We start from the raw sequence: 23734 nt of genomic DNA on the forward strand, positions 1-23734 counted from the left end.
ACTCGGAAATGGACATCAATTTCCATGCGAACACCAGCTTCTATTTTAACACAAATTCTGCTTCGCGTTTACGCCGAAATAATAGTCCTGTAACACCAAAAATGAAATACAAGCAACCAAGCATCGTAAACATACTGCCAGGTGAAACCCAGTTGATCAACTGACCTCCCAGATTCGGTGCCACGATACTTCCGATCGTAAAGTGAAAGGACGCTACCACATTGGCTGCAGGTAACAAAACTTTAGGTAAAATATCTGCGGCATAAGCGAGTCCCAGCGAGAAAAATGAACCTACGAGTCCTCCGGCGATAAGCAACAGTACAAGTGTCAGCCAGAAATTCGTACCCGCTAAAGGAACTAGCATAAATGCTAAACCGCCACCCATTCCGGCTATCATAAGAATTACTTTTCGACCATATCGGTCACTTAATATTCCGAGCGGAAGCTGCAGGAATAGTCCACCAATCCCTATAAAAGGAAGCAAAGAGGCTATCTGATCCGTATCATATCCCACACGAAGTCCGTAAACGGGAAAGTTGCTGTTCATGCCTGCTTCCATATAACCGTATAAAAGAGCTGGCAACAGCGCATACCATGCCCAAGCGAAACTGCGGCGAAAGCGTCTTTCTGGAAAATGAGCATGTTCTGCTTTTTCCGGCTTGGTATCCGGTAGCTTCATCAGCACCAGAATGAGTACAGCGGCCATGCCAACAAACAGCACTAAAAATGGCACAGCATCACCATACCCGAGCAACTTGATTCCTAATGGCCCGATACTGAAACCCAGTCCGTAAGACATACCGTAAAGGGATATATAACGTCCTCGCTTCTCTGGCGCAGTGACTAACAGCACCCATAGCTGCGCTGCATAATGTAAAGCACTGTCTCCGATGCCGACAATCAGGCGTAGCACAAACCAAATTTTAATATCAGGAAAATACGGGAACAGGATCAAGGGAAGCATAACCAGAATCAAGCCGCCAACAATCAGTTTTTTGAATCCCAGTACCCCCAGTAAACGTTCGGCTGCCAGTGTCATTGCGAATGAGCCAATGTAGAGCGCAGCGGCATTTAACCCGTTTAACCCGGGAGAAACCCCTTGCTGTTCCAGAAAAATGGATAAGACAGGTAGCAACAATCCCTGACTGATCCCTGCTGCAACGATCACGGTAATTAAAATCAAATAATTAAAAGTTGAGGGTGATATTTTAGATTTGAACATCAATGCCACGACATTTCATTCCTCCTGCAAGCGCAAACAAAGAAAAATCGCCATTGCTGACGATCTCTAGGCTGTTATTTATATGGGTATATACTTTCTTTATAAATCGGGTCTAAGCCCCGAACTTGAACATTATAGTGGACAACGCCCGGTAAAACAAGCCATAATAGTACATAAGTCGCTGTGAATACCTAGATGTGACGGGAGGATTCTGCATCATTATGGCTTATCACGTTAAAATTGATGTTTCACCGATATATGAGATGCTCAACAGCTTTTTAGTTTATGTCACGAAAAAGTGGATTCAGCATCTGGACATTGGTCCTGAATGGATTCTGGACGTTGAGCGCAAGCTAAGTTCCAACGTACGTGCTGCGCTTGCACCCGCTGCTACGTGGCCTTTTGACGATTTTGATGTCTTGTTCGCCTGGGCAGCATATAAGAATACCACTTTAGAAAATCAAGACTTTCTGGACATGCTCACAGAGCTTTCGGCTGACGAATTATTTGCGCGCGTGTCTTCATTAATGCCTTCGCTTACGATAGAAGAATCGACGCGTATTCGAAACAGCTACGTCCCATTACTGCGACTATGGGATCAGCACTATTGCCGGAACATTAGCGAAGATCATCGTGTATGGCTTGAAGAGGATGCTGAAGAAAAACGCATTTTGCTCGAAAAAATGGGCCCTGAACTGTTAATAGAATATGCTACCGCAGGTGTTATTGTGGAACCGATCGCTGGATTAAACGAAGTGATTCTGTTCCCAACGGTGCATAACCGTCCTATTAACATGTACTGCTTCTATGAAGGCATGATGATTATTCAGTATCCCGTAGATATACCTGAAGAGAGTGAAGATGAGCCGCCAACGTGTTTGCTCAGGTTCACACATGCATTGGCAGACCCGGAAAGACTTCGCCTGTTAAGATATGTTTCGGACGAACCGAAGTCACTCTCGGAGATGTGTGAGGAGCTTGGCAAAGAACAAGATCCTGTCAAAGATCAGGTTACAGCTCTTCGCATCGCAGGTCTACTGCGTACACATTTACTAGGAAGCAATCGTAAAGAAAAATATAGCATCAGACCTGACGGAGTATCTGAATTGAATATGTTTTTAGAATCCTACATTCGCATCTAACTCGTTATTTTATTTTATAGGATAGTGAATGATCCGCAGGCAAGCGCAGGCAAGGAGTGAACTAGCATTGACCTTATTAAAACAACATATCTTGTTTGACCTTGATGATACACTCGTATATTGCAACAAATATTTCAATCTTGTTCTGGGAGAATTCTTTGAGAACATGCAACAATGGTTCGACGGACATGCCCTGACCACACAGCAGATTCGAGAGAAGCAACTCGAAATAGACGTGACGGGAGTGAACAAAGTCGGGTTTGCAAGTCACCATTTTCCACAGTCTTTGATTGATACGTATCGATATTTTTCCCAAAAATATGCACGTGTAACATCAACTAAAGAAGAAACGTATTTGAGCAAACTGGGCATGAGTGTCTACACCCAGGAAGTTGAGCCTTATCCGCATATGGTAGAAACGTTGGAAGAACTGAAGTCTGCAGGGCACTCTCTTTATTTGTACACAGGCGGTGAGACCGTCATTCAACAAAGAAAGATTGACCAGATGAAACTCTCCATCTATTTCGATGATCGAATCTATATTCGTCAGCACAAAAATATTGAAGCATTGGAAGGCATCCTGTCCAAAGGCCCTTTTGACCGGCGAGCAACATGGATGATTGGCAATTCACTTCGCACAGATATTATGCCTGCCGTAAATGCCGGAATTCATAGCATCTATATCAAACAGCCCAATGAATGGCAATATAACATTGTTGAACTGCAACCGAATCCGGAAACTTCCATGTATACCATTACAGCACTGGAAGAGGTCCCGAAAGTCATTCATGAAGATATAGAGCAGAAACAACAAAAAAGAACCCTTGGCTAAAGGGTTCTTTTTTTACTTTCAACTATAAAATCTACAGCGGCCTATGATCATGCTTCCTGTTTTTCACCGGATAATTGACCGGTAACTACATCTTTTAAAATAATTCGAGCTTTCACCATACTTCCATCCTTGCGCTTGAACGAGAGAACTTGCGTACTGCCCTTCTCTACCAATGACTTCAGCATTGTACTTGTTATTTTTTTGCCAGCGTATTCTTTCCAGACGACAAATGTACATCCTTCTTTGAAACGGGAACAGCCATACCCCTTCTTGCCCTCAATAATATGCCCGGAACAACCAGGTGAAGGACATGAAGCAAGCACTTCACGTACACCAGAACTTGCGGTACCCGATTTCACAGTTGTGCCTGTACTTGAAGCTGCGTTTGCCGTTGAAGTCCTGGTCGCTTTGCTACTACTCGTTACCTTGTTACCTGCTTTGTTGCCAGATCCTCTCGCTTTCCCCTTACCTTTGCCTCTCGCATCTTCACCAAAGGCATCAGCAGCAGCGGGAGCCTGTACACGCACTTTTTCAATGATTGATAATGTGAATTTCTTGACGTTTTCCATGAACTTGTCCTGTCCAGCTTCACCTTTAGAGATCTGATGTAACCGACGCTCCCATTGCCCCGTCATCTCAGGCGAAGTCAGCAAATCTACACCGGCACGACGAATTAATTCAATCGCTGTTCGTCCCTTCAGCGTCAGTTGCATCTTTTTCCCTTGCATCGTAATGTAACCTACGTTTTTGAGACGCTCGATCGTAGCCGCCCGTGTAGCCGGGGTTCCCAGACCGCTATCCTTCATCGCATCACGAAGTTCTTCGTTCTCGATCTGTTTACCTGCACTCTCCATTGCTTTGAGCAGTGTGCCCTCAGTATAACTTTTGGGCGGTTGAGTAGCTTTCTCCTTGAACTCGCTCTTCGTACATTGAATAGGCAAGTCAGGCTGTACAGCGAAAGCTTTGTCCGTCCATTCCTCTGCTTCCTCTTCTTCATTGCTATTTTTCTTCGCTTTTTTCCTACCAGAAGCACCTTGTTCCTGATCGCCAGAACCAAGCACTACTTTCCAACCGATGGATAATAGTTCTTTCACAGACGTTTTGAACTGATGTTTCTCAACCTCCGTAAGTACCGTATGCTGTTTATACTCGGCGGGGGGATAGAAATGAGACAGGAAACGTCTCACAATTAAGTCATATATATTTTGTTCTTCCTTGGATAGTGTCCCTGGTCGTTTCAGTGTTGGCAAAATCGCATGGTGGTCTTCCACCCGGCTCGGATTGCAGACCCCTTTATTATTTTTATGCACCAATTCCGGCTTTGCGCCCAAAGCGAGCTCACTGTACGTTCCGTTTTTGAGCAAATTCAATGTTTTGTGCATGCCTTCAATGTTCTGCTCCGTAACATAGTTGGAATTGGTACGCGGGTACGAGATCACTTTATGTTTTTCGTACAGGGCCTGTGCAATATCCAGTGTTTTTTTCGCGCCGTAGCCAAATTTCGCATTCGCTTCACGCTGTAAAAGAGTCAAGTCATACAACCGGTATGGATACTCCTTGGTTTGTTTGGCTTCATATTTAATAATCTGACCTGTCTTGCCCTTTACACTGTTTGCAATAGCCTCTGCTGTTGCTGCATCCGTAAGTTTATCTCCTTGACGTACACCCCGGTATTCAACACCTTCCTGCCGAAACCAGGCCGCCACTTCATAGAACGTCTGTGACTGAAACGCTTCAATCTCCATCTCACGATCATAGATGAGAGCCAATACAGGTGTTTGCACTCGTCCAACAGACAGTAGTGCATTATGCCTTGTTGTAAACGCCCGTGAGGCATTCATGCCAATCAGCCAGTCCGCTTCACTGCGTGCACGGGCAGCATAAGTCAGATTTTCGAATTCTGCGGCATCTTTCAATCCATCAAATCCACGCCGAATACTTTCAGCTGTCAAATCCGATATCCACAGACGTTTTACAGGCTGGCGCAACTTTAATTGCTGCTGAATCAGCGCAAAAATATATTGTCCTTCCCGCCCTGCATCACAAGCGTTAACAATCGCTGAAGCACGCTTTGCGAGTTCTCCGATGATTTTGAGCTGATCCTTTGTCCGTGGATTCGGTACAATTTTGAATTGATCCGGAATGATCGGCAAGTCCGCAATATTCCAGCGTTTGTATTTCGAATCATAGGCATCCGGTTCAGCCAGTCCAAGCAAATGCCCAATCGCCCAGGTGATAATGTACTGTTCACCTTCCAGATACGTGCGATTATTTTTGGCTTTTGGTTCTATGACGGCGGCAATGGTTCTCCCCATATCGGGTTTCTCCGCAATAACCAGTGTCTTCATCCGTCCATCTCTCCTCCTAAACCGTCACTATGACGGCAAAAAGGGGCCTTCCGCCGACGGAAGCCCCTGCTTCTGAAACTTATTATATCAGATTTTGGATTCAAGAGCACCTATTCGGGATGAATTAACCGGCTGCTGGCTCATCTAGCTCATGTTTTTGTCTGCATTCTTTACACACACCTTGGAAATCAAGTCGATGATCGGTCACAGCAAAACCATACTGACGCAAAACCTGTTGCTCCAATCGAAGCAATCCATCTTCCATAATTTCTTCCACACTGCCACATTCCGTACAAATCAAGTGATGATGATGGTGAGAGCCGTCTGTGCTACGCAAATCAAAACGTGCAGCTCCATCGCCGAAGTTAATTTTCTCTACAACCTGCAAGTCACTGAGTAGCTCTAGCGTACGATAAACGGTTGCGAGTCCAATCTCCGGAAACTTTTCTTTTACCAGGAGAAATACTTCTTCTGCGCTAAAATGATCTTTCTCATGTTCCAACAACACACGTACCGTCACTTCACGTTGCTGAGTTAACTTATATCCTTTATCAACCAATTGGCTTTTGATTTGATCAATTTGCTCTGAAATGGACTTGTCCCGATTACTTGCCATACGGGTGCACCTCCGTTATATGTTATGTTACCTATCTTTACTTAAACGTATCTACAGTCATGTACTCAATTCAATGTCATGTTTAGACAGCATCGTCAAAGTTAAAATTCTATTTCCCATTATGAATCAATCCGACTATGAATCAATCCGACTTCAATCTTATTTATAATAATTATAATCTAATAATAAGTCTTTATCTTAGAAAATGCAATGCTCTTATTCACATTGTCATCAGAAATGGAACAATTCAAAGAAAGTTTATTGATCAAAATATATAGCAAATACCCCTCGCATATACGAGGGGTATTCATCGCTTTGTTTATAATGTAAATACTTTATGATGTAAATTAAGAAGACAGAAAGATCGAACAATGGTACTGGTTTATACCAGTACTGTTGCGCCCATCAAATATTTATCCACTTCACGAGCGGCTTCACGGCCTTCATTGATAGCCCATACTACTAGACTTTGACCACGGCGCATGTCACCTGCTGCAAATACTTTATCTACGTTCGTGTTGTATTTGCCATAACGCGCCTTCACGTTCGTGCGGCGATCCGTTTCAAGTCCCAACTGCTCAACAAGCGTTTGCTCCGGTCCGTCAAAACCGATCGCAATCATCGCCATCTGCGCAGGGAATACACGCTCTGTACCTGGAACTGGCTGATAAATCTTGCGGCCTGTCTCATCGACAATACGTTCGATTTGAATCGTGTGCAGTTCTTTGAGATTGCCCTCTTCATCACCCACAAATTTGGTAGTCATGATGGAGAATTCACGTGGATCTTGACCAAACAACGCTTTGGCTTCTTCTTGTGCATAATCCAGTGTGTATACGTTCGGAAATTGTGGCCAAGGATTGTTAATTGGATCACGCTCCATCGGCGCCTGAGTATGCGTACCGAATTGTGTGATCGTGCGACATCCGTGACGCAGCGATGTAGCTACACAGTCAGAGCCTGTATCTCCGCCCCCGATTACAATAACATCTTTATCCTTTGCAGAGATGTAGTTGCCATCCTCCAGGTTAGAGTCCAGGAAGCTTTTGATGCTTCCATTCAGGAAATCCATCGCATAGTGCACACCTTTCAGGTCAGCACCTTCAATGTTAAATTCACGTGGCTTGGTTGCACCGCCACACAGAACAACAGCATCATAATCATTAACAAGTTGCTCAGCCGGAATATCTTTTCCGATCTCTGTATTCGTAATAAACTGAATTCCTTCAGCTGCTAGCAGGTCTACACGGCGTTGCACCACTTTTTTATCCAGCTTCATCGTTGGAATTCCATACATTAATAATCCACCGACACGGTCTGAACGTTCATATACCGTTACCGTATGTCCAGCCTTGTTCAATTGAGCCGCTGTTGCAAGTCCCGCCGGACCTGAACCGACTACAGCTACACGCTTACCTGTGCGTTTCTCCGGTGGCTGTGGTACAACCCAACCTTCTTCGAAGCCTTTTTCAATAATGGCTTCTTCAATCGTTTTGATCGTTACAGGCTGACCAATCAGGCCCACTGTACATGATCCTTCACAAGGGGCTGGGCAGATACGGCCTGTAAACTCCGGAAAATTGTTCGTTTTGTGAAGACGCTCCAGCGCTTCCTTCCACAAACCGCGATAAACGAGATTATTCCATTCTGGAATCAGGTTATGAACCGGGCAGCCTGACGTACCGCCAGTCATATCTATACCTGTATGACAATAAGGGGTACCACAATCCATGCACCTTGCACCTTGTGTTCTGAGCTCTTCTTCAGCCATATGTTTATGAAACTCTTCCCAATCCTTGATGCGCTCCGCTGGCTCTCGATCGGCAGGGAGCTGCCGTTTGTATTCCATAAATCCAGTAGGTGTAGACATCTTACGTTTCCCCCATCCGTTCTTGTCTTAATCCCTTCATGCGTATGGCTCTATATGAAATGGATTACTCTTTTACTTGAGTTTTTGTCTATTGTATCACAAAATCTACTCAAAGATATTTCAATTATAGTAGCACTTACGACATTGAATATTAAATGGATTATCCGCATAATTATTTGTATTTTATACATCATAGCGTTCAACTGAACGTATGGTCAATAGCTTAAATTTGGTCTTAAACCAGAGTATAATGTTTTTTTACAAGCGAAAGTTGAGAATAAAAAAAGCGATAACGTCATATAAATGTAAGATAAATTGTCATTAAAATCAAGCTTTTTAGTGAAGTTTATACTCATTTACGAAAATAAAGCTCAATTTAAAGCTTTACAACGTTGAATTCCTACAGTTTTTAGACTATTCGACCATAAACGAATGTTGATCCAATGTATATTATGCAAAATTCACCAGTCAATGTGTTATATTGATGTAATGGAATACGATTTGAAATGATTGTTCACAATCAATACAAAACATTATATTAAAAAAGACACTGTTCACGGAAAATTCCTGTGTTCAGTGTCTTTACATGTTTTTCTAACGTTTACGCTCGTAAAACTCGAATGTAAAAGGATATACGTTTTTCTCATCCTGCTCGCCTTCGATCTGCTTCTTTAACTCCCACTCGCTCCAGTCCACTTCCGGGAAAAACGTATCTCCCTCAAATTGCTCATGAATCTTGGTGACGACAAGCCGATCCGCAAACGGTAGAAACTCCCGATATACCTGAGAACCTCCAATTACACAAAGTTCTTCACCTTGAGCAGCCTTCAGACCTTCTTCAATCGTATGTACGATCTCTGCTTGATCCGCTCTATAATTCAAGTCTCGAGTCACAACAATATTACGACGGTGAGGGAGTGGCTTGCCGCCGAATGATTCCCACGTATTACGTCCCATAATTATCGTCTTGTTTATCGTTTGTTGCTTGAAAAAAGCCATATCTTTTGGCAATCGCCAAGGAAGAGAATTATGATGTCCAATCACACCATTCTCCCCCATTGCCCATACCAATTCAATACTCAAAGGCCGCACATCCCTTTCATCGAATACGTTATTGTGTTTATACTGCAATCGGTGCTTTGATACCTGGATGATGTTCATAATTTTCAAATTCAAAATCTTCAAATTTGTAATCAAAAATCGAATCAGGCTTACGTTTGATCACCAGCTTAGGCAAAGCAAAAGGCTCGCGCTCTAGTTGCGTTTTCACCTGCTCCACATGATTGGAATAGATGTGCACATCACCACCAGACCAGATGAAGTCGCCCACTTCCAGATCACATTGCTGTGCAATCATATGTGTCAGAAGTGCATAACTGGCTATATTAAACGGTAAACCAAGGAAGGTATCCACGGAGCGCATCGTCAGCATACAAGATAGTTTACCCTCCGCCACATAAAACTGAAACGCAAAATGACAAGGCGGTAATTTCATGTTGTTAATTTCGGCTACATTCCACGCACTCACCAGATGACGGCGGGAATCGGGATTATTTTTGATTGAATCCACTACAGCAGCGATCTGATCTATTTTCTCCCCGTTCGGCGCTTCCCATGTCCGCCATTGTGAGCCGTAAACCGGTCCAAGATCGCCATTTTCGTCTGCCCAGTCATCCCAGATCTTCACACCATTTTCTTTCAGATAAGAAATATTCGTATCCCCACTCAAAAACCATAGCAACTCATGAATAACGGATTTGAGGTGAATTCGTTTGGTTGTTACAAGCGGAAAACCTTTCGATAAATCATAACGAAGCTGTCGGCCAAACACGGATTGTGTGCCCGTTCCGGTACGATCTCCTTTGTGGACCCCGTTATCCAATATATCTTGTAATAAATCGAGATAGTTTTTCATGTTGGTATCTCCTCGCATCTCTATATATGTTTCGCACTCATACCCATCTGGGCCACAGACTTCGAGAGGTCTGTTCATTACTAAAGTGTACCACAATTGAGTACTAGGAAGAAATGAATTAGCTAAACAAGTTGAGGCGTGTATGCTTCTATCATTCTATGGACACCGATATCTTGATCTTCTCAATTACAACTCAAAAAAAAGAGACAAGCAACGCAATTAGCGCCACTCGTCTCTTTCGAATCTACATATAATGCCGGACGAATCCGATGCTTCGATGATCTTAACGGGAGATGATGTGGATCGGGTGACCCATTACCAATTCCGCTGCTTCCATCACGATTTCGCCCAAAGTTGGGTGAGCGTGAATAGTAAGCGCCAGATCTTCCAACGTTGCGCCCATCTCGATTGCAAGACCAAGCTCAGCAATCAAGTTGGAAGCTTCCAGACCAACGATTTGGCAACCCAATACAAGGCCACTTTCTTCGTCAGCAACGATTTTCACGAAGCCTTCTGCATGGTTCAAAGATACTGCACGGCCATTACCCGCGTAAGGGAATTTACCTGCTTTTACTTTGTAACCTTTTTCTTTTGCTTCTTTCTCCGTGTAACCTACGCTGGAGCACTCAGGATCTGTGAATACAACAGCTGGCATACATTTGTAGTCTACTACAGATGGTTGTCCAGCGATTGCTTCCGCAGCAACTTTACCTTCATAAGAAGCTTTGTGTGCCAGAGCAAGACCAGATACGATATCACCAATTGCGAAGATGTGCGGGATGCTAGTGCGACCTTGGTGGTCAACTTTAACGAATCCGCGCTCATCAACGTCAACACCGATCATATCAAGACCGAGTTCTCCGTCTGTATTAGGACGACGTCCTACAGTAACGAGCAGGTAATCTGCAGTTACTTCTTTGGATTCACCATTTACAGAATATTTAACAGTTACATCTTTATCCGTTTGCTCAGCGCTTTCCGCTTTTGCACCCGTTACGATTTCGATGCCTGTTTTCTTCATGTTTTTAGCTACAAGGCTAGTCATGTCTTTATCGAAACCTGGCAGTACCGTATCCAAACCTTCGATGATTGTTACTTTAGCACCGAATTTGGAGTACATTTGACCAAGCTCAGCGCCGATATAACCGCCACCGATTACGATCATGCTTTTTGGTACTTCAGGCAAGTTCAATGCTTCTGTCGAAGACAAGATGCGTCCGCCAAACGGGAAAGGTTTCAGTTCGATTGGACGGGAACCTGTTGCAATAATTGCATTTTTGAACTTGTAACGTGGTGACTCGTGATCGTTAAAAACACGAGCTTCGTTTTCGTTGATGAACATGCACTCACCGTTGAAAACTTCAACTTTGTTGCCTTTGAGCAAACCAGCTACGCCGCCAGTCATTTTCTTAACAACGCCGTTTTTGAATTCTTGAGTTTTGCTGAAGTCTACTTTAACGTTCTCAGCGGAGATACCAAAAGCTTCGCCGTGAAGAGCAGACTCATATTGATGAGCAGCAGAGATCAGAGCTTTGGATGGGATACATCCACGGTTCAAACATACGCCGCCCAGCTCGGATTTGTCTACGATCAATACGCTTTGGCCCAGTTGTGCAGCACGGATGGCAGCTACATAGCCGCCAGGTCCTGCACCAATTACTAATGTGTCGATATTGAGAGAAGCGTCGCCTACTACCATATCTTACACCTCCATAACAAGCAACTCAGGGTTAGCGAGCAGCTGTTTAATGTAATTCATAAAGTTTTGTGCTGTTGCGCCATCGATGATACGGTGGTCGAAGCTCAAGGACAATGCCATTACAGGTGCTGCAACAACTTCGCCGTTTTTGATAACCGCTTTTTCGCTGATGCGTCCTGTACCCAAGATAGCAACTTCTGGGAAGTTGATGATTGGAGTGAAGAACATACCGCCAGCAGAACCGATGTTACTGATGGAGATTGTGCTTCCTCTCATTTCATTCGCGCTCAGTTTGCCATCGCGTCCACGAGCTGCCAGATCACGAATGGAATCAGCGATCATCCAGATGGATTTACGATCAGCATCTTTGATTACAGGAACGATCAGGCCGTTGTCTGTATCTGTAGCGATACCGATATTGTAGTATTTTTTGTACACAATTTCATTTGCTTCTTCATCAATCATTGCGTTCAACGCTGGGAATTGACGGGAAGCTGCAACCAATGCTTTAACGATGAATGGCAAGTAAGTCACTTTTGTGCCTTTTTTCTCTGCGATTGGTTTCATGCGAGTACGGAAGGCAACCAGTTCAGTTACGTCCACTTCGTCCATGATTGTAACGTGAGGTGCAGTGTAAGCCGATTTAACCATTGCATTGGAGATCGCTTTACGGATACCTTTGAAAGGTACGCGCTCTTCTTCAAGGCGTTGATCAGCCGCTGCAGCTGCAGGTGCTGCGGATTTTTTCTCTTCTTGAGCCGGAGCGTCGGAAGAAGTTGCCGCTGCGGAAGATCCGCCACCGTTTTTGAAGGATTCTACATCTTCTTTGGTTACTTTACCGTTGTTGCCAGTGCCGTTAACCTGAGCGATGTCTACACCTTGCTCACGAGCAAATTTGCGAACGCTTGGCGTAGCCAAAACGTCTTTTGCAGGAACTGCAGGAACGCTGTTGTTGCCGCCTTCTTGAGCTGCATTGGAGCTTGAAGCTGCCGCAGAAGAACCGCTAGTATCAGCTCCACCTTGTGCTGCGTCTTTCTCTTGTGCACCTTGGTCTTCAGCAGGAGCGTCATCTTGCTCAGGCAGTTCGCCTTCTGCATCGATAACCGCTACAACTTCACCAACGTGGCAGACTTGACCGTCTTTAGCGAAAACTTCAGTTACTGTTCCGTTAACCGGACAAGGAACTTCAACAACCGCTTTGTCGTTCTGTACTTCCATGATGATATCGTCGTCAGTTACTTTGTCCCCGACTTTGATGTGCATCTTGATGATTTCGCCTTCGTGAAGGCCTTCGCCCAGTTCAGGGAATTTATATTCAAATTTAGCCAACTGAAAAACCTCCTTGATTATTTGCTCCATCCTGAAAACAACCCTTAGCTCCAAAAACCAACTGTTACTGCGAGCGCAAATAACTGTCAATCAAGGGACTAATGGCTGTTTACAGTGCAGCTTGCGCTACGATGTGAATCACCATACTGCGCCTTGCGGCATGTCAGATGATTGAATTAGAAGTTCATGACTTTGTTAACCGCAGCAACGATACGCGCCGGGTTAGGCAACCATGTATCTTCGATTTGTGCAAAAGGATATACCGTATCCGGGCCAGCTACACGCAGAACCGGTGCTTCCAAGTGCAGGATTGCTTTTTCATTGATTTGCGCAATGACTTCAGCTGCAACACCTGCGCTCTTTTGAGCTTCTTGTACAACGATTGCACGGTTTGTTTTCTTAACGGAAGCAACAACCGTATCGATGTCGATCGGGCTGATCGTACGAAGGTCGATAACTTCAACTTTGATCCCTTGTTTTTCAAGCTCTTCTGCAGCTTTTACAGAAGTATGAACCATCATACCGTAAGTAACGATGGTAACATCGGAACCTTCACGAACAACGTTCGCTTTACCCAGTTCAACAACATAGTCTTCTTCAGGAACTTCTGCACGGAAAGCATGGTACAGGTTCAAGTGCTCCATGAAAAATACTGGATCGTTGTCACGGATGGAAGCGATCATCAGACCTTTTGCATCGTAAGGGTTAGAAGGAACTACCACTTTAATACCCGGAGTTTGCGTGAGCAAACCTTCCAGAGAGTCTGTATGCAATTCTGCCGCTTTTACGCCGCCACCAAATGGTGTACGGAATACGATCGGAGAATTGTATTTGCCGCCAGAGCGGAAACGCATACGAGCAGCTTGAACTACCATTTGGTCAAGGGCTTCGAAGATAAAACCTACGAATTGAATCTCAGCTACCGGACGGAAGCCTTGAATACCCAAACCTACAGCCAGACCGCCGATTGCGGATTCAGCCAGTGGTGTGTCAAATACACGCTCTTCGCCAAACTCTTTTTGCAAGCCTTCCGTTACACGGAAAACGCCGCCTACATTACCTACGTCTTCACCGAAAAGCAGAACGTTAGGATCACGTTTCAACTCTACGCGAAGCGCATCACGAATTGCTTCTTTCATGTTCAATTGTGCCATTTGCTTCATTTCCTCCTTAAACATTGACAGTTCACATTTGAATTCATACATGTATACCGAGACACCAGTACCGGCGCCGGATGTTTATGCTTTATCGGAAAAAACTTATTGGAAATCAGCTTTTTGCTCTTCCAAGTGCTTAGGCGTTTGTTCGAACATGCTGTCGATCAAGCCTGAAATCGTCATTTTCTCGGTTTTTTCCGCTTTTTTGATCTCTTCGTTCACTTTTGCTTTTGCTTCTTCTTTCACACGTGCTGTATCTTCTTCAGTCCACAGACCTTTTTTCTCCAGATATTTAGCGAAACGTGCGATTGGATCTTTTTCGCTCCACTCAGCCTCTTCTTCTTTTGTACGATACTTGGAAGCATCATCAGAAAGGGAGTGTGGACGGAAACGATAAGTTACCGCTTCGATCAAAGTAGCGCCTTCTCCGTTACGTCCGCGTTCAGCAGCTTCCTGAACCGCTTTGATAACAGCGAAGATGTCCATACCGTCAACTTTAACACCTTTGATCCCTGCTGCTACCGCTTTATGAGCGATGGACAGAGCTGCTGTTTGTTTAGCAAAAGGAGTTGTGATGGCATAACCATTGTTTTGTACAAAGAAGATAACTGGCAGTTTGTAAACACCAGCGTAGTTCAGACCTTCATAGAAGTCACCTTCGGAAGATCCACCATCACCTGTGTAAGTGATAACCACTTGTTTTTGTTTCTTCAATTTGTAACCCATAGCAATACCCATTGCGTGCAGAATTTGAGCACCAATGATGATTTGCGGCATCAATACGTTAACGCCGTCCGGAATTTGTCCACCATGTTGGTGTCCACGGGAGTACAAGAATGCTTGATAAAGAGGAAGTCCATGCCATACGAGTTGCGGAATGTCACGATAGCCAGGACATACAAAGTCTTCTTTTTCAATTGCAAATTCACTACCAACCATTGTAGCTTCTTGACCAGATACTGGAGCATAGAAACCAAGACGACCTTGACGGCCAAGGTTTACTGCACGGTCATCCCAAGTACGGGTAAATACCATGCGATACATAATTTCTTTTAATTGATCGTCGGAAAGCTTAGGCATCATGTCTTTGTTAACAATTTCGCCGTCAGGAGACAGCACGGACAGAGCTTCTACATCCTCCGTGTATACTTCATAAGGAACCTTGCTCATTTTTTTCTTCACCTCAACAAAAAATTTGAATATCAAGTTCCGCTGTTATATTATTATTATACACCTGTTTCACTGCATACGTCAAAGAAATCCGTAATATTTTTATGTTTCCTTTTGGATTGTATGTATAACAGGGGTTTAATATTGGTATAACAGCATAATACATGATTGCGTGTTTGACCCATCCCCGCACCAGGTTAATCTTACCGTATTGCGCGGGTGAATGCAAAAATAACCCGGAAAGGTGACGTTTTATGACGGATTCCCGCTATTTGAAACGTACAATTGTTAAGGAAGAGATTGAAAGCCGTTATCTCGGCGAGAAACGAACCTTACGTATTTATCTCCCCCCAGGCTATAACGAACTGCTTAGCTACCCTGTCGTTTATTGTCAGGATGGCGAAGAGTTTTTCAACTTTGGCCGAATCGCTACCACAGCTAACCGCATCATTTTGGATGAAGGCGCCGAACCTTTCATTATTGTAGGGGTTCAAGTGGACGTCTCTGTAAGGACGCAGGAGTACGCTCCCTTTGGCAGTCGGTTTGAATCTTATACGAAGTGCTTTGCAGAAGAGATTATTCCCTATGTCGAAGAGAAATATCCTGTAAGGCGCTCTCCGCAGGAACGTGTTCTTGCTGGTGATTCATTGGGAGGCAGTGTTTCATTACATCTTGCACTGAAATATCCTGAGTTGTTCACCCGCGTTATCAGCATGTCTGGTGCCTTCTACTCCGCTTCTCAGGAAATCTATGCTGCAGCCGAAGACTTGTCCTGGTTGTCGATCTGGATGATTGTTGGTTTGCAGGAGACGGCCTTTGAAGCCGATACCGGAACGTATGATTTTGTACAGCTGAGCCGGGATACTCGTGATCTGCTGGAGAAACGTGGTGCTCTCATCTCCTATCAGGAAAAAGACGGGAATCACCAATGGGGCTTCTGGCAAAAGGAACTGCCTGATGCCTTGCTTTACTTTTTACAAGAAAGTTAATAGAAGATTGTCTCAAAAAGTTAATGCAGGAATGGCTAAAAGGTTCTAGCTACAATTAAATATTTCGTTGAACAGGCGGCTGCATAGCCGCTTTTCTTTTTACGATTTTTTGGACAATACGTTGTTACCGCTTACATTCATGCCCTGAAAAAGAAGCAGGAGTTCTAATTCGTTCCGTTCCTGCTTCTTTGCCATTTCACCAATAATAATGAGCTACTCAAGCTTGGCTTGTATTTTATCTAATTAAAATTAGGTTAAAGGATGCTCTTCTTGAATTCTGTTCAGCAAGACATCGCAACCTGCGTTCACAAGCTCGTACACTTCTTCAAAGTTCCCTGTGTAATACGGATCAGGCACTTCTCTCAGCTTTTCGTTCGGTAGCAAATCCATGAACTTGATAATCTCTGCCTCTTCTCCACCTGGCAGGCTACGTACATTCTCTGCATTAGAATTATCCATACATATAATGTAATCAAATTCAGTGAAGTCTGCACTCACAAATTGTCTTGCTGTCATGTTGGCATAAGAGATTTGATAACCATCAAGCAACTTACGTGTACCCTCATGCGGAGGTTTGCCCACATGCCAGTTGCCTGTACCAGCCGAATCAATCCGAATCTGTTCGCCAAGCCCCTTCTTCATCACTTTATGACGCATTACTGCTTCCGCCATAGGGGATCTGCAAATGTTACCGAGACATACAAATACAATGTTAATCATGATAAGTTACTCCCCCTTGCTCAAAGTACCTTGAATTACGGACGGTGCATGTTGCGGAATAAGTTTCTCCGGCTTCAAAACGACGGTTTCATTAGGCGTCAACGAGCGGCGCGGCAGCTTCCATTTGTAGTGCACGGAACACATCCGGAAAAAGACAACTGTTGCAAAACAGATCAGCAAACCAATGTTTGTTGTAAACCAGCCCATTCCGATGGCAAACCCTGCTGCCATTGCCCATACTGCATAGATCTCATCACGAAGAACAAGTGGTTTACGTCCGGCAAGAAGATCCCGAATGATTCCTCCGCCAATTCCCGTCAGTACAGCTGCAACGATTACAGCACTGATGGGATGACCCATATTAGCCGCATACAATCCGCCCTGAATTGCAAAGGCAGCCAGTCCAATTGCATCAAACAAAGCTTCAGTCCGTTTCCAGTGACTGATCCACTTCAAGGGCAATACAAAAGCAACAGCTACAGAAACCAGCGCAAGCATGATTAACGAGCCCTGACTCCATAATGTTGTTACAGGCACGCCAATAAGCACATTCCGGATCACTCCGCCTCCGAATGCTGTCACAAGCCCAAGTACCAATACACCCAAAATATCATATTCCTCTTCCATAGCTACAAATGCACCGGACATTGCAAATGCGATCGTACCGATAATGCTGAATACTTCAAAAATGTGTAAGTTCAACCTGTTCAAACCTCACTTTTCAAGTCATCTCCATGTCGCTCTCCCCATTGTATCCGCGAGTACGGAAATTGTGCAACCACATTTTGTCGATTATACTGGTTTGGTGTATAGTTTTATAGCTTAGCGCAGGATTTAGCTTCAATTAGAAAATCAAATGGTGTCCCTCTATAAATAAGGAAGGATGAAATAGAATGGATTATAAACGTATTGTCATCTTCACAGGTGGTCAACTCACGCAGGAATTCCTTCAGGAGATTCAGCCCGATGACGTTATTATTGCGGCAGACCGCGGAGCCTTGTATTTAATCGAACATGGTATCCAACCGCACATCGCAGTGGGCGACTTCGATTCTATAACGGAAGAAGAACGAGAGATCGTAAACAGTAACAGTGTAGAATTCATTGCTTGTGATCCGATCCATAAAGATTTGACAGATACCGAAATGGCATTTGAAACAGCTCTGGATCATGAACCTACTCATATTCTCATCTTTGGCGCAACGGGCACACGAATGGATCACACTCTCGCCAATGTTCATATCATGGTTCGTGCTATGCAACATCATATCTCTTGTGCGCTTCAGGATGAGCACAATTATATGACGTTAACCACTTCAAGTGCTGTTGTCGAACAACGCGGTTTTACCTATGTCTCTTTGCTTCCATTAACACATGAGGTCACAGGGATATGCCTGGAAGGATTCATGTACCCTTTGGATCACGCTACTATACGTATGGGACAATCCTTAGGGATCAGTAACAAGCTATTGGACAAGTCAGGCACAGTTACGATTGATAGCGGCCTGTTACTTATTATTCAAAGCAAAGACTGAACACTAAATACTATATTAGTAAGGCATTTTTAAGTTAATACGAGTCAAAACCTACAGCTCAACGCTTAATTATTACGTTTTTGTAACCTGTTATTTTGTTTCCTAAATCAAATTAAATGAAGAAATCCCCTTGATTATCAAGGGGATTTTTGTTTTATAGTTATTTCTGGATTCGTCAATGATTAATTTTTTGACATTTTTAATCGTATTTTAATAATTACATCTAAAGTACTGTCCTATCAACCTTTTTGCTTATGTATCCAATTTCTAGGGTGTTACAAACCTGTTATACTCGCTCTAGCAACTTAACGAAAACGAATTTTGGAGGTACTAACTACATGAAAACAAACTTCTTCATCCAAAAGGCCGTAACCGTCGGGTTGTGCGCTACACTAGGTTTTGGAGCTGTATTAATGACAAATGCACCTGTTGCACAAGCCGCAACGGCATCCGTATCAACAGGACAGCAAATTGTAAACTATGGTAAAAAATTCACTGGAACTCCATATAAATTTGGTGCTTCAACAACGACAACCAGATACTTTGACTGTTCTTCTTTTATGAAGTACATTTTCAAAAAATATGGTGTAGATCTTCCGCGCACTTCCGTACAACAATCCAAAGAAGGTAAATTCGTCTCTAAAGCCAACCTTCGTGTTGGTGACATGGTGTTCTTCTCGAGCGGCAGCCGCTCTACGGGTTCTAACATTACTCACGTTGGTGTGTATGCTGGAAACGGTAAAATTCTTCACACGTACGGCTCTCCAGGTGTAACCCTGTCTGATCTGAACTCCGGTACGTGGAAAAGAACTTACATTACAGCTCGCCGCGTCCTTTAGTCCATCTGCCTTTATAATTTAAACTGACGACCGGATCAATTGATCCGGTTTTTTCATATCATCCTATCCTTTAAATACCCGGATTAATCCTTGTTTCAAACTGGAGAATGGTGGAATATTTAAAAATCAGCTATCCACCAACATATAACCTATCCCTCGAACCGTCTGGATTAACTTCACCTCTCTGCCTTTATCCACTTTCACCCGTAGGTGTTTAATGTAAACATCAACAACGTTCGTATCCATGGCAAACTCATATCCCCACACATCGCGCAAAATATCTCCCCGTGTGCAGGCTTCATTCAAATGCAAGGCTAAAAACTCCAATAATTCATATTCTTTCGGGGTCAGGTTCAAATATTGCCCTCCACGACTCACTCTACGCGAACGCAGATTAATTCTGAGGTCTTGAACTATAATCATTTCCTCACCTTCATGGGAAGCACTGGCAAACAACCGGAGCAGGCTACGAATTCTCGCAAGCATAACCTTCCAATGAAGAGGCTCCTCCATTACATCATTCGCTCCAAAATCAAGCCAATCAATGACCCGTTGCGGCGAAACTTCAGGAATAATTACGATTAGAGGCGTGGATACACTAGGATTCATCCACCGCTTCAATGCAATTTTATCCTGTTCACTCTGATGCATATCCTCAGACTCTCGATCCACCAAAATAATCAAATGCGGACGAACAGCCCTAAAGTCCTCTATGTCGTTCAACTCATACCATTCTACATGCTTCACCTCATAACCCTCGTCTTGCATGATACGCTCTATACGGCCCACTAAATCCCCAGTACCCACTAATATGATAGCTGTTTTCATCATTTCTCACCCGGCCCGTCTGGTTTCCGTTGCTACTTGGCATGGATTGTACCGTTAGGATGCCATAAAAAGAAAAAGTCCATCCCCGCGGGGAACAGACTTTGTCAATGCATGAGTTTTGATATTACAAGTAATTGATGTGGTTTATCCAAAATATCGATGAACCAGCGTACGCGCTTCAGACGTATCTTTTGTGCCATGAACAAGGACACGCCCATCCTGAAAAATGACCAACCGATGTTGACCTGTTGTGAATGACACCAGAAAAGGATTCATTTCCACTTTTCCTTCACCAAGCCGTTCCAATCGATCTGCTGTCTGCGGAAGGTCCAGTTGTATGCGGCGCGCAGGACGAATCTGAACAGTATCCCTACCACATAACACATCGGTTTTCTCCAGATTGGATGCAGAAAGAAACGGGTACGTAGCTGCTGGGCTACATGATGCACATTCTTGCTTTTTTGCCCCATCTACATTAATGGATATGTACTCGTTCCTCCACACATCAAATGACAACAATTTACGCCGAAGAGTAGCTGTGTTACCACTTAGCAACTTCATCGCTTCCGCTGTCTGATTGGCTGTCACCATCTGCACCGCTTGAGGAATGATGCCCGACGTATCACAAGTATCCCCACCAAGTGGTACTTCTCCTAAGAGGCAGTTTAAGCAAGGTGTTTCGCCAGGCAAAAACGTATACGTAATGCCATAGCTACCCACACATCCTCCGTATATCCAAGGTATATTGTGTTTCTGTGCCATATCATTAATCAGTAATCTTGTATCAAAATTATCCGTTGCATCCATGATTAAATCGGTATGCTCCACTAGCTCTTCAAGTTCATCCACGCGCACATCCATCACTTTGGCTTCGATGCGAACGCTTGAATTGATTTCTGTTAAACGTTTGACAGCCGCCATCGCTTTGGGCATGCGCTCAATCGCATCCTGTTCAACATAAAGTTGTTGCCGCTGGAGGTTGCTCCACTCCACATAGTCCCGATCTACAATGGTAATTTGCCCGACACCGGAACGCACTAGCGTTTCTGCAATACCTGTTCCAAGTGCGCCGGCTCCGATAATTAAAACTTTGCTGTCTTTTAACCTCGCTTGACCTTCTTTGCCGAGCGGAGCATATCGTTCCTGTCTGGAATAACGATCACTCTGCTCCTTATGATGTAACTGATCTGTCATGTATGAACCATTCCTTCCACCGGACTGCTTGCTGCTGCATAACGTTTCACCGGAATCATGCCTGCCGTATACGCCAGTCTGCCCGCTTCGACCCCAAGCCGCATCGCTTTTGCCATGGCAACCGGATCATCTGATCCAGATACGGCTGTGTTAAGCAATACACCATCCGCCCCAAGTTCCATGGCATAAGCGGCATCTTTGGGAGAGCGTAACCCTGCATCTACAATAACAGGCACTGCCGCTTGCTCTATGATGATTTCGAGATTATAAGGGTTAATGATCCCTCTACCTGCTCCAATTGGCGAAGCTCCAGGCATGACTGCATGTACACCAAGCAATTGAAGCCGTTTAGCTAAAATAACGTCGTCCGAAATATAGGGCAACACGGTGAATCCTTTTTCGAGCAAAATGCTACAAGCCTTGTACGTTTCAAGCGGATCAGGGAGCAACGTTACTCCGTCTCCGATGACTTCGACTTTTATCATATCACAAAGCCCCGAAGCTCGCGCAAGCTCAGCGATCCTTACGGCTTCTTCCGCAGTCGAAGCACCCGCCGTATTGGGTAGCAATGTGTATTTGCTCAGATCCAGCGTATCCAGAAAGTGTTGCTTGCCCGTCTCCTCCAGATTCAGACGACGTACAGCAAAGGTCAACACCTGGGTACCTGAAGCTTCCACGGCCTGACTCTGTACTTCCATATCGCTGAATTTGCCTGTTCCAAGCAACAACCTTGACTCAAACGAATATTTACCAATCGTTAACATCATTCAACCTCCTAGGTTTTAGCAAGTTTCAACTACCAACTACTCAATCAACAAGATTCAACCACGCCTGTGAATCACTTTGCTTAGCCGCCTCCGACAAAATGAACAATCTCAATCCGATCTCCTTCTCTTAGCGTTGTTGTTCCATGGTGATCTTTGGTCAAAATATTGCGATTCAACTCAACCACCACGGTTTTCACTTGTAAGTTAAATGATTGCAGTAATTTGTCGACACGATTTAACTCGTCTTCAACCTCCATCTTTTGGCCGTTCACGATAATGTTCACGACATAACCCCCTTTCTGTTCAATCGTTCAGGCGAAAATGCTTCGATCCCGATCTCTTCGGCACTCTTGCCCTCTACCATGTCTGCGATCCAGCGACCTGTTATTGCACTAAGCAATATCCCATTACGAAAATGTCCATACGCTGCATACAAGCCTGAAACCCCTTCACATTTGCCTATATACGGCAGTCCATCAGGGGTGGAAGGTCTTATACCTGCCCATGCCCGCACAAAGTCCGCCTCCTTGATTCCCGGTACCCAATAACTTGCCGCTCCAAGCAATCGTTGCATACTATTTGCCGATACGCTGTGATCTTTTCTTCCTGGCAAACTGGTTGCGCCGATCCATACCTCTCCGTTTGCTTTCGGAACAATATAGGCATCTTCTGCATATACCGTGCGATCGGGTCTGCCTCCAGCCTGATCTGTAGTAAACCGAACGGCCAACATTTCACCTTTCACCGGACTTGAAGGCAAAACGACCCCCACTTGATGCATGAGTTGCTCCCCGTGTAAACCAGCAGCTATTATGATATGTTTGCAACACACCTCTCCCTTAGCCGTTTTAATCCCTTGAACACCATGCCTATCTACGATCAGCCGAATATCTTGAACTCCTTCCAAAATGCGGGCACCCATCATTTCAGCTGACCTCGCATAAGCTCTTGTCAATGACACGGGCAACACTTCGCTCTCCAATGATCGGTAATAAGCGCCGTACGTATCCCGATTCAACCACAACGCTTCTCGTTGCACTATGCTTCGATCCCACCAAAGTTGCTGCACTCCGGAAGTGGTATTTCGTCTATCCTTGTATTTACTTAGATCACCGTATGAACGAAACGGTGTAATAAATCCGTTGCGCCGTAAGCCAAGATCCATACCTGTTAAAGCGGATATTTGCTCTTTGTGCTTATGAAGTAATTCCCTACTGTCATATGCGGCTTGTGCCATGAGTGGATGAGCAAAATCCTCACTATCTGCTGCCAGCATGCCGGCAGCTGCACATGAAGCTCCGCTAGCAATTTCCGACTGCTCAACAAGCAGTACTTCCTGACCTCGGGATGCCAGTTCAAAAGCAATCGCACAGCCTATGACTCCACCGCCCACAATGATTGTTTCTGCATGAAAGGTTTCTGGTTTCTTAGTTAAAGTTTCGGATAGCGGTAGCCGCTTAAACTTATCTTGTTCACACGATGAGTCGATCACTTCCTCGGGTTGACTCGGTCCTCTCTGTACCATTTTGTCATCTCCTTGTTTGAACAACATTCCGATCTTA

Annotated in this window: 22 protein-coding genes; 5 read left to right on the forward strand and 17 right to left on the reverse strand. The window is 44.4% G+C overall.

What is annotated here, in order from left to right:
- Nucleotides 1-40: 40 nt before the first annotated feature.
- Nucleotides 41-1222 (reverse strand): MFS transporter, encoded by a 1182-nt coding sequence (locus tag MKY23_RS16280; protein ID WP_339839495.1) that lies wholly within the window; start codon nucleotides 1220-1222, stop codon nucleotides 41-43.
- A 221-nt stretch (nucleotides 1223-1443) separates the two neighbouring features.
- Here MKY23_RS16280 and MKY23_RS16285 point away from each other — a divergent pair, with 221 nt between their 5' ends.
- Nucleotides 1444-2364 (forward strand): helix-turn-helix domain-containing protein, encoded by a 921-nt coding sequence (locus tag MKY23_RS16285; protein WP_090916674.1) that lies wholly within the window; start codon nucleotides 1444-1446, stop codon nucleotides 2362-2364.
- Between the two features lie 67 nt (nucleotides 2365-2431).
- Nucleotides 2432-3196 carry an HAD family hydrolase gene (locus tag MKY23_RS16290; RefSeq protein WP_154890436.1) on the forward strand — a complete coding sequence of 255 codons (765 nt, stop codon included), beginning with the start codon at nucleotides 2432-2434 and terminating at the stop codon, nucleotides 3194-3196.
- A gap of 47 nt (nucleotides 3197-3243) precedes the next feature.
- Here the strand turns inward: MKY23_RS16290 and MKY23_RS16295 are convergent, their stop codons facing one another.
- The 9 genes from MKY23_RS16295 to pdhA all read right to left on the reverse strand — a co-directional run bounded on the left by MKY23_RS16295 (nucleotide 3244) and on the right by pdhA (nucleotide 15300).
- A complete protein-coding gene (locus MKY23_RS16295; protein ID WP_339830827.1) occupies nucleotides 3244-5544 on the reverse strand; it encodes a DNA topoisomerase 3 in 2301 nt (766 codons plus the stop codon).
- Between the two features lie 124 nt (nucleotides 5545-5668).
- Nucleotides 5669-6160 carry a Fur family transcriptional regulator gene (locus MKY23_RS16300; RefSeq protein ID WP_090916681.1) on the reverse strand — a complete coding sequence of 164 codons (492 nt, stop codon included), beginning with the start codon at nucleotides 6158-6160 and terminating at the stop codon, nucleotides 5669-5671.
- Nucleotides 6161-6542: 382 nt separating this feature from the next.
- Nucleotides 6543-8030, reverse strand: coding sequence for a glutamate synthase subunit beta (locus MKY23_RS16305; RefSeq protein WP_154890438.1), 1488 nt, complete (start codon nucleotides 8028-8030; stop codon nucleotides 6543-6545).
- Between the two features lie 594 nt (nucleotides 8031-8624).
- Entirely contained in the window at nucleotides 8625-9113 is a 489-nt protein-coding gene (locus tag MKY23_RS16310; RefSeq protein WP_090917302.1) for a dihydrofolate reductase, read from the reverse strand.
- A 37-nt stretch (nucleotides 9114-9150) separates the two neighbouring features.
- Nucleotides 9151-9945: a thymidylate synthase gene (gene thyA, locus MKY23_RS16315; protein ID WP_090916685.1), complete on the reverse strand. Its 795-nt coding sequence runs from the start codon at nucleotides 9943-9945 to the stop codon at nucleotides 9151-9153.
- Between the two features lie 283 nt (nucleotides 9946-10228).
- Entirely contained in the window at nucleotides 10229-11644 is a 1416-nt protein-coding gene (gene lpdA / locus MKY23_RS16320) for a dihydrolipoyl dehydrogenase (protein ID WP_036613658.1), read from the reverse strand.
- Nucleotides 11645-11647: 3 nt separating this feature from the next.
- On the reverse strand, nucleotides 11648-12973 hold the full coding sequence (locus MKY23_RS16325) for a dihydrolipoamide acetyltransferase family protein (protein ID WP_090916687.1): 1326 nt from the start codon (nucleotides 12971-12973) through the stop codon (nucleotides 11648-11650).
- Nucleotides 12974-13149: 176 nt separating this feature from the next.
- The gene (locus MKY23_RS16330; RefSeq protein ID WP_090916689.1) at nucleotides 13150-14127 is read right to left on the reverse strand and encodes an alpha-ketoacid dehydrogenase subunit beta; all 978 of its coding nucleotides are present in this window, start codon (nucleotides 14125-14127) and stop codon (nucleotides 13150-13152) included.
- Between the two features lie 105 nt (nucleotides 14128-14232).
- On the reverse strand, nucleotides 14233-15300 hold the full coding sequence (gene pdhA / locus MKY23_RS16335) for a pyruvate dehydrogenase (acetyl-transferring) E1 component subunit alpha (protein WP_090916691.1): 1068 nt from the start codon (nucleotides 15298-15300) through the stop codon (nucleotides 14233-14235).
- Between the two features lie 254 nt (nucleotides 15301-15554).
- Here pdhA and MKY23_RS16340 point away from each other — a divergent pair, with 254 nt between their 5' ends.
- Nucleotides 15555-16289: an alpha/beta hydrolase-fold protein gene (locus MKY23_RS16340; protein WP_221789410.1), complete on the forward strand. Its 735-nt coding sequence runs from the start codon at nucleotides 15555-15557 to the stop codon at nucleotides 16287-16289.
- Nucleotides 16290-16538: 249 nt separating this feature from the next.
- Here the strand turns inward: MKY23_RS16340 and MKY23_RS16345 are convergent, their stop codons facing one another.
- Nucleotides 16539-17009 (reverse strand): low molecular weight protein-tyrosine-phosphatase, encoded by a 471-nt coding sequence (locus tag MKY23_RS16345; RefSeq protein ID WP_339830834.1) that lies wholly within the window; start codon nucleotides 17007-17009, stop codon nucleotides 16539-16541.
- Between the two features lie 6 nt (nucleotides 17010-17015).
- The gene (locus MKY23_RS16350; RefSeq protein WP_339830836.1) at nucleotides 17016-17711 is read right to left on the reverse strand and encodes a trimeric intracellular cation channel family protein; all 696 of its coding nucleotides are present in this window, start codon (nucleotides 17709-17711) and stop codon (nucleotides 17016-17018) included.
- Nucleotides 17712-17902: 191 nt separating this feature from the next.
- On the opposite strand from MKY23_RS16350, the gene MKY23_RS16355 reads away from it, so the two are divergent.
- Both MKY23_RS16355 and MKY23_RS16360 read left to right on the forward strand, forming a co-directional pair.
- A complete protein-coding gene (locus MKY23_RS16355; RefSeq protein WP_090916701.1) occupies nucleotides 17903-18544 on the forward strand; it encodes a thiamine diphosphokinase in 642 nt (213 codons plus the stop codon).
- Between the two features lie 338 nt (nucleotides 18545-18882).
- Nucleotides 18883-19383: a C40 family peptidase gene (locus MKY23_RS16360; protein ID WP_090916703.1), complete on the forward strand. Its 501-nt coding sequence runs from the start codon at nucleotides 18883-18885 to the stop codon at nucleotides 19381-19383.
- A 126-nt stretch (nucleotides 19384-19509) separates the two neighbouring features.
- Here the strand turns inward: MKY23_RS16360 and MKY23_RS16365 are convergent, their stop codons facing one another.
- The 5 genes from MKY23_RS16365 to thiO all read right to left on the reverse strand — a co-directional run bounded on the left by MKY23_RS16365 (nucleotide 19510) and on the right by thiO (nucleotide 23697).
- Nucleotides 19510-20214, reverse strand: coding sequence for a response regulator transcription factor (locus tag MKY23_RS16365; RefSeq protein ID WP_336120148.1), 705 nt, complete (start codon nucleotides 20212-20214; stop codon nucleotides 19510-19512).
- Nucleotides 20215-20355: 141 nt separating this feature from the next.
- Nucleotides 20356-21405, reverse strand: coding sequence for a ThiF family adenylyltransferase (locus MKY23_RS16370; protein WP_339830840.1), 1050 nt, complete (start codon nucleotides 21403-21405; stop codon nucleotides 20356-20358).
- A complete protein-coding gene (locus MKY23_RS16375) occupies nucleotides 21402-22169 on the reverse strand; it encodes a thiazole synthase (RefSeq protein WP_154957390.1) in 768 nt (255 codons plus the stop codon). Before MKY23_RS16375 ends, MKY23_RS16370 begins: the two co-directional genes overlap by 4 nt.
- Before the next feature lie 83 nt (nucleotides 22170-22252).
- Entirely contained in the window at nucleotides 22253-22456 is a 204-nt protein-coding gene (gene thiS / locus MKY23_RS16380) for a sulfur carrier protein ThiS (RefSeq protein WP_090916713.1), read from the reverse strand.
- Entirely contained in the window at nucleotides 22453-23697 is a 1245-nt protein-coding gene (gene thiO, locus MKY23_RS16385) for a glycine oxidase ThiO (RefSeq protein ID WP_339830842.1), read from the reverse strand. Before thiO ends, thiS begins: the two co-directional genes overlap by 4 nt.
- Nucleotides 23698-23734: the final 37 nt, after the last annotated feature.

The sequence above is a fragment of the Paenibacillus sp. FSL R7-0272 genome (assembly GCF_037969905.1).
Taxonomy (GTDB): domain Bacteria; phylum Bacillota; class Bacilli; order Paenibacillales; family Paenibacillaceae; genus Paenibacillus; species Paenibacillus polysaccharolyticus.

Coding starts and splice junctions, on each gene's coding strand:
- MKY23_RS16280 (WP_339839495.1), bottom strand. CDS start 1,222: ATGTTCAAATCTAAAATATCACCCTCAACTTTTAATTATTTGATTTTA.
- MKY23_RS16285 (WP_090916674.1), top strand. CDS start 1,444: ATGGCTTATCACGTTAAAATTGATGTTTCACCGATATATGAGATGCTC.
- MKY23_RS16295 (WP_339830827.1), bottom strand. CDS start 5,544: ATGAAGACACTGGTTATTGCGGAGAAACCCGATATGGGGAGAACCATT.
- MKY23_RS16300 (WP_090916681.1), bottom strand. CDS start 6,160: ATGGCAAGTAATCGGGACAAGTCCATTTCAGAGCAAATTGATCAAATC.
- MKY23_RS16305 (WP_154890438.1), bottom strand. CDS start 8,030: ATGTCTACACCTACTGGATTTATGGAATACAAACGGCAGCTCCCTGCC.
- thyA (WP_090916685.1), bottom strand. CDS start 9,945: ATGAAAAACTATCTCGATTTATTACAAGATATATTGGATAACGGGGTC.
- lpdA (WP_036613658.1), bottom strand. CDS start 11,644: ATGGTAGTAGGCGACGCTTCTCTCAATATCGACACATTAGTAATTGGT.
- MKY23_RS16330 (WP_090916689.1), bottom strand. CDS start 14,127: ATGGCACAATTGAACATGAAAGAAGCAATTCGTGATGCGCTTCGCGTA.
- pdhA (WP_090916691.1), bottom strand. CDS start 15,300: ATGAGCAAGGTTCCTTATGAAGTATACACGGAGGATGTAGAAGCTCTG.
- MKY23_RS16340 (WP_221789410.1), top strand. CDS start 15,555: ATGACGGATTCCCGCTATTTGAAACGTACAATTGTTAAGGAAGAGATT.
- MKY23_RS16345 (WP_339830834.1), bottom strand. CDS start 17,009: ATGATTAACATTGTATTTGTATGTCTCGGTAACATTTGCAGATCCCCT.
- MKY23_RS16355 (WP_090916701.1), top strand. CDS start 17,903: ATGGATTATAAACGTATTGTCATCTTCACAGGTGGTCAACTCACGCAG.
- MKY23_RS16360 (WP_090916703.1), top strand. CDS start 18,883: ATGAAAACAAACTTCTTCATCCAAAAGGCCGTAACCGTCGGGTTGTGC.
- MKY23_RS16365 (WP_336120148.1), bottom strand. CDS start 20,214: ATGATGAAAACAGCTATCATATTAGTGGGTACTGGGGATTTAGTGGGC.
- MKY23_RS16370 (WP_339830840.1), bottom strand. CDS start 21,405: ATGACAGATCAGTTACATCATAAGGAGCAGAGTGATCGTTATTCCAGA.
- MKY23_RS16375 (WP_154957390.1), bottom strand. CDS start 22,169: ATGTTAACGATTGGTAAATATTCGTTTGAGTCAAGGTTGTTGCTTGGA.
- thiO (WP_339830842.1), bottom strand. CDS start 23,697: ATGGTACAGAGAGGACCGAGTCAACCCGAGGAAGTGATCGACTCATCG.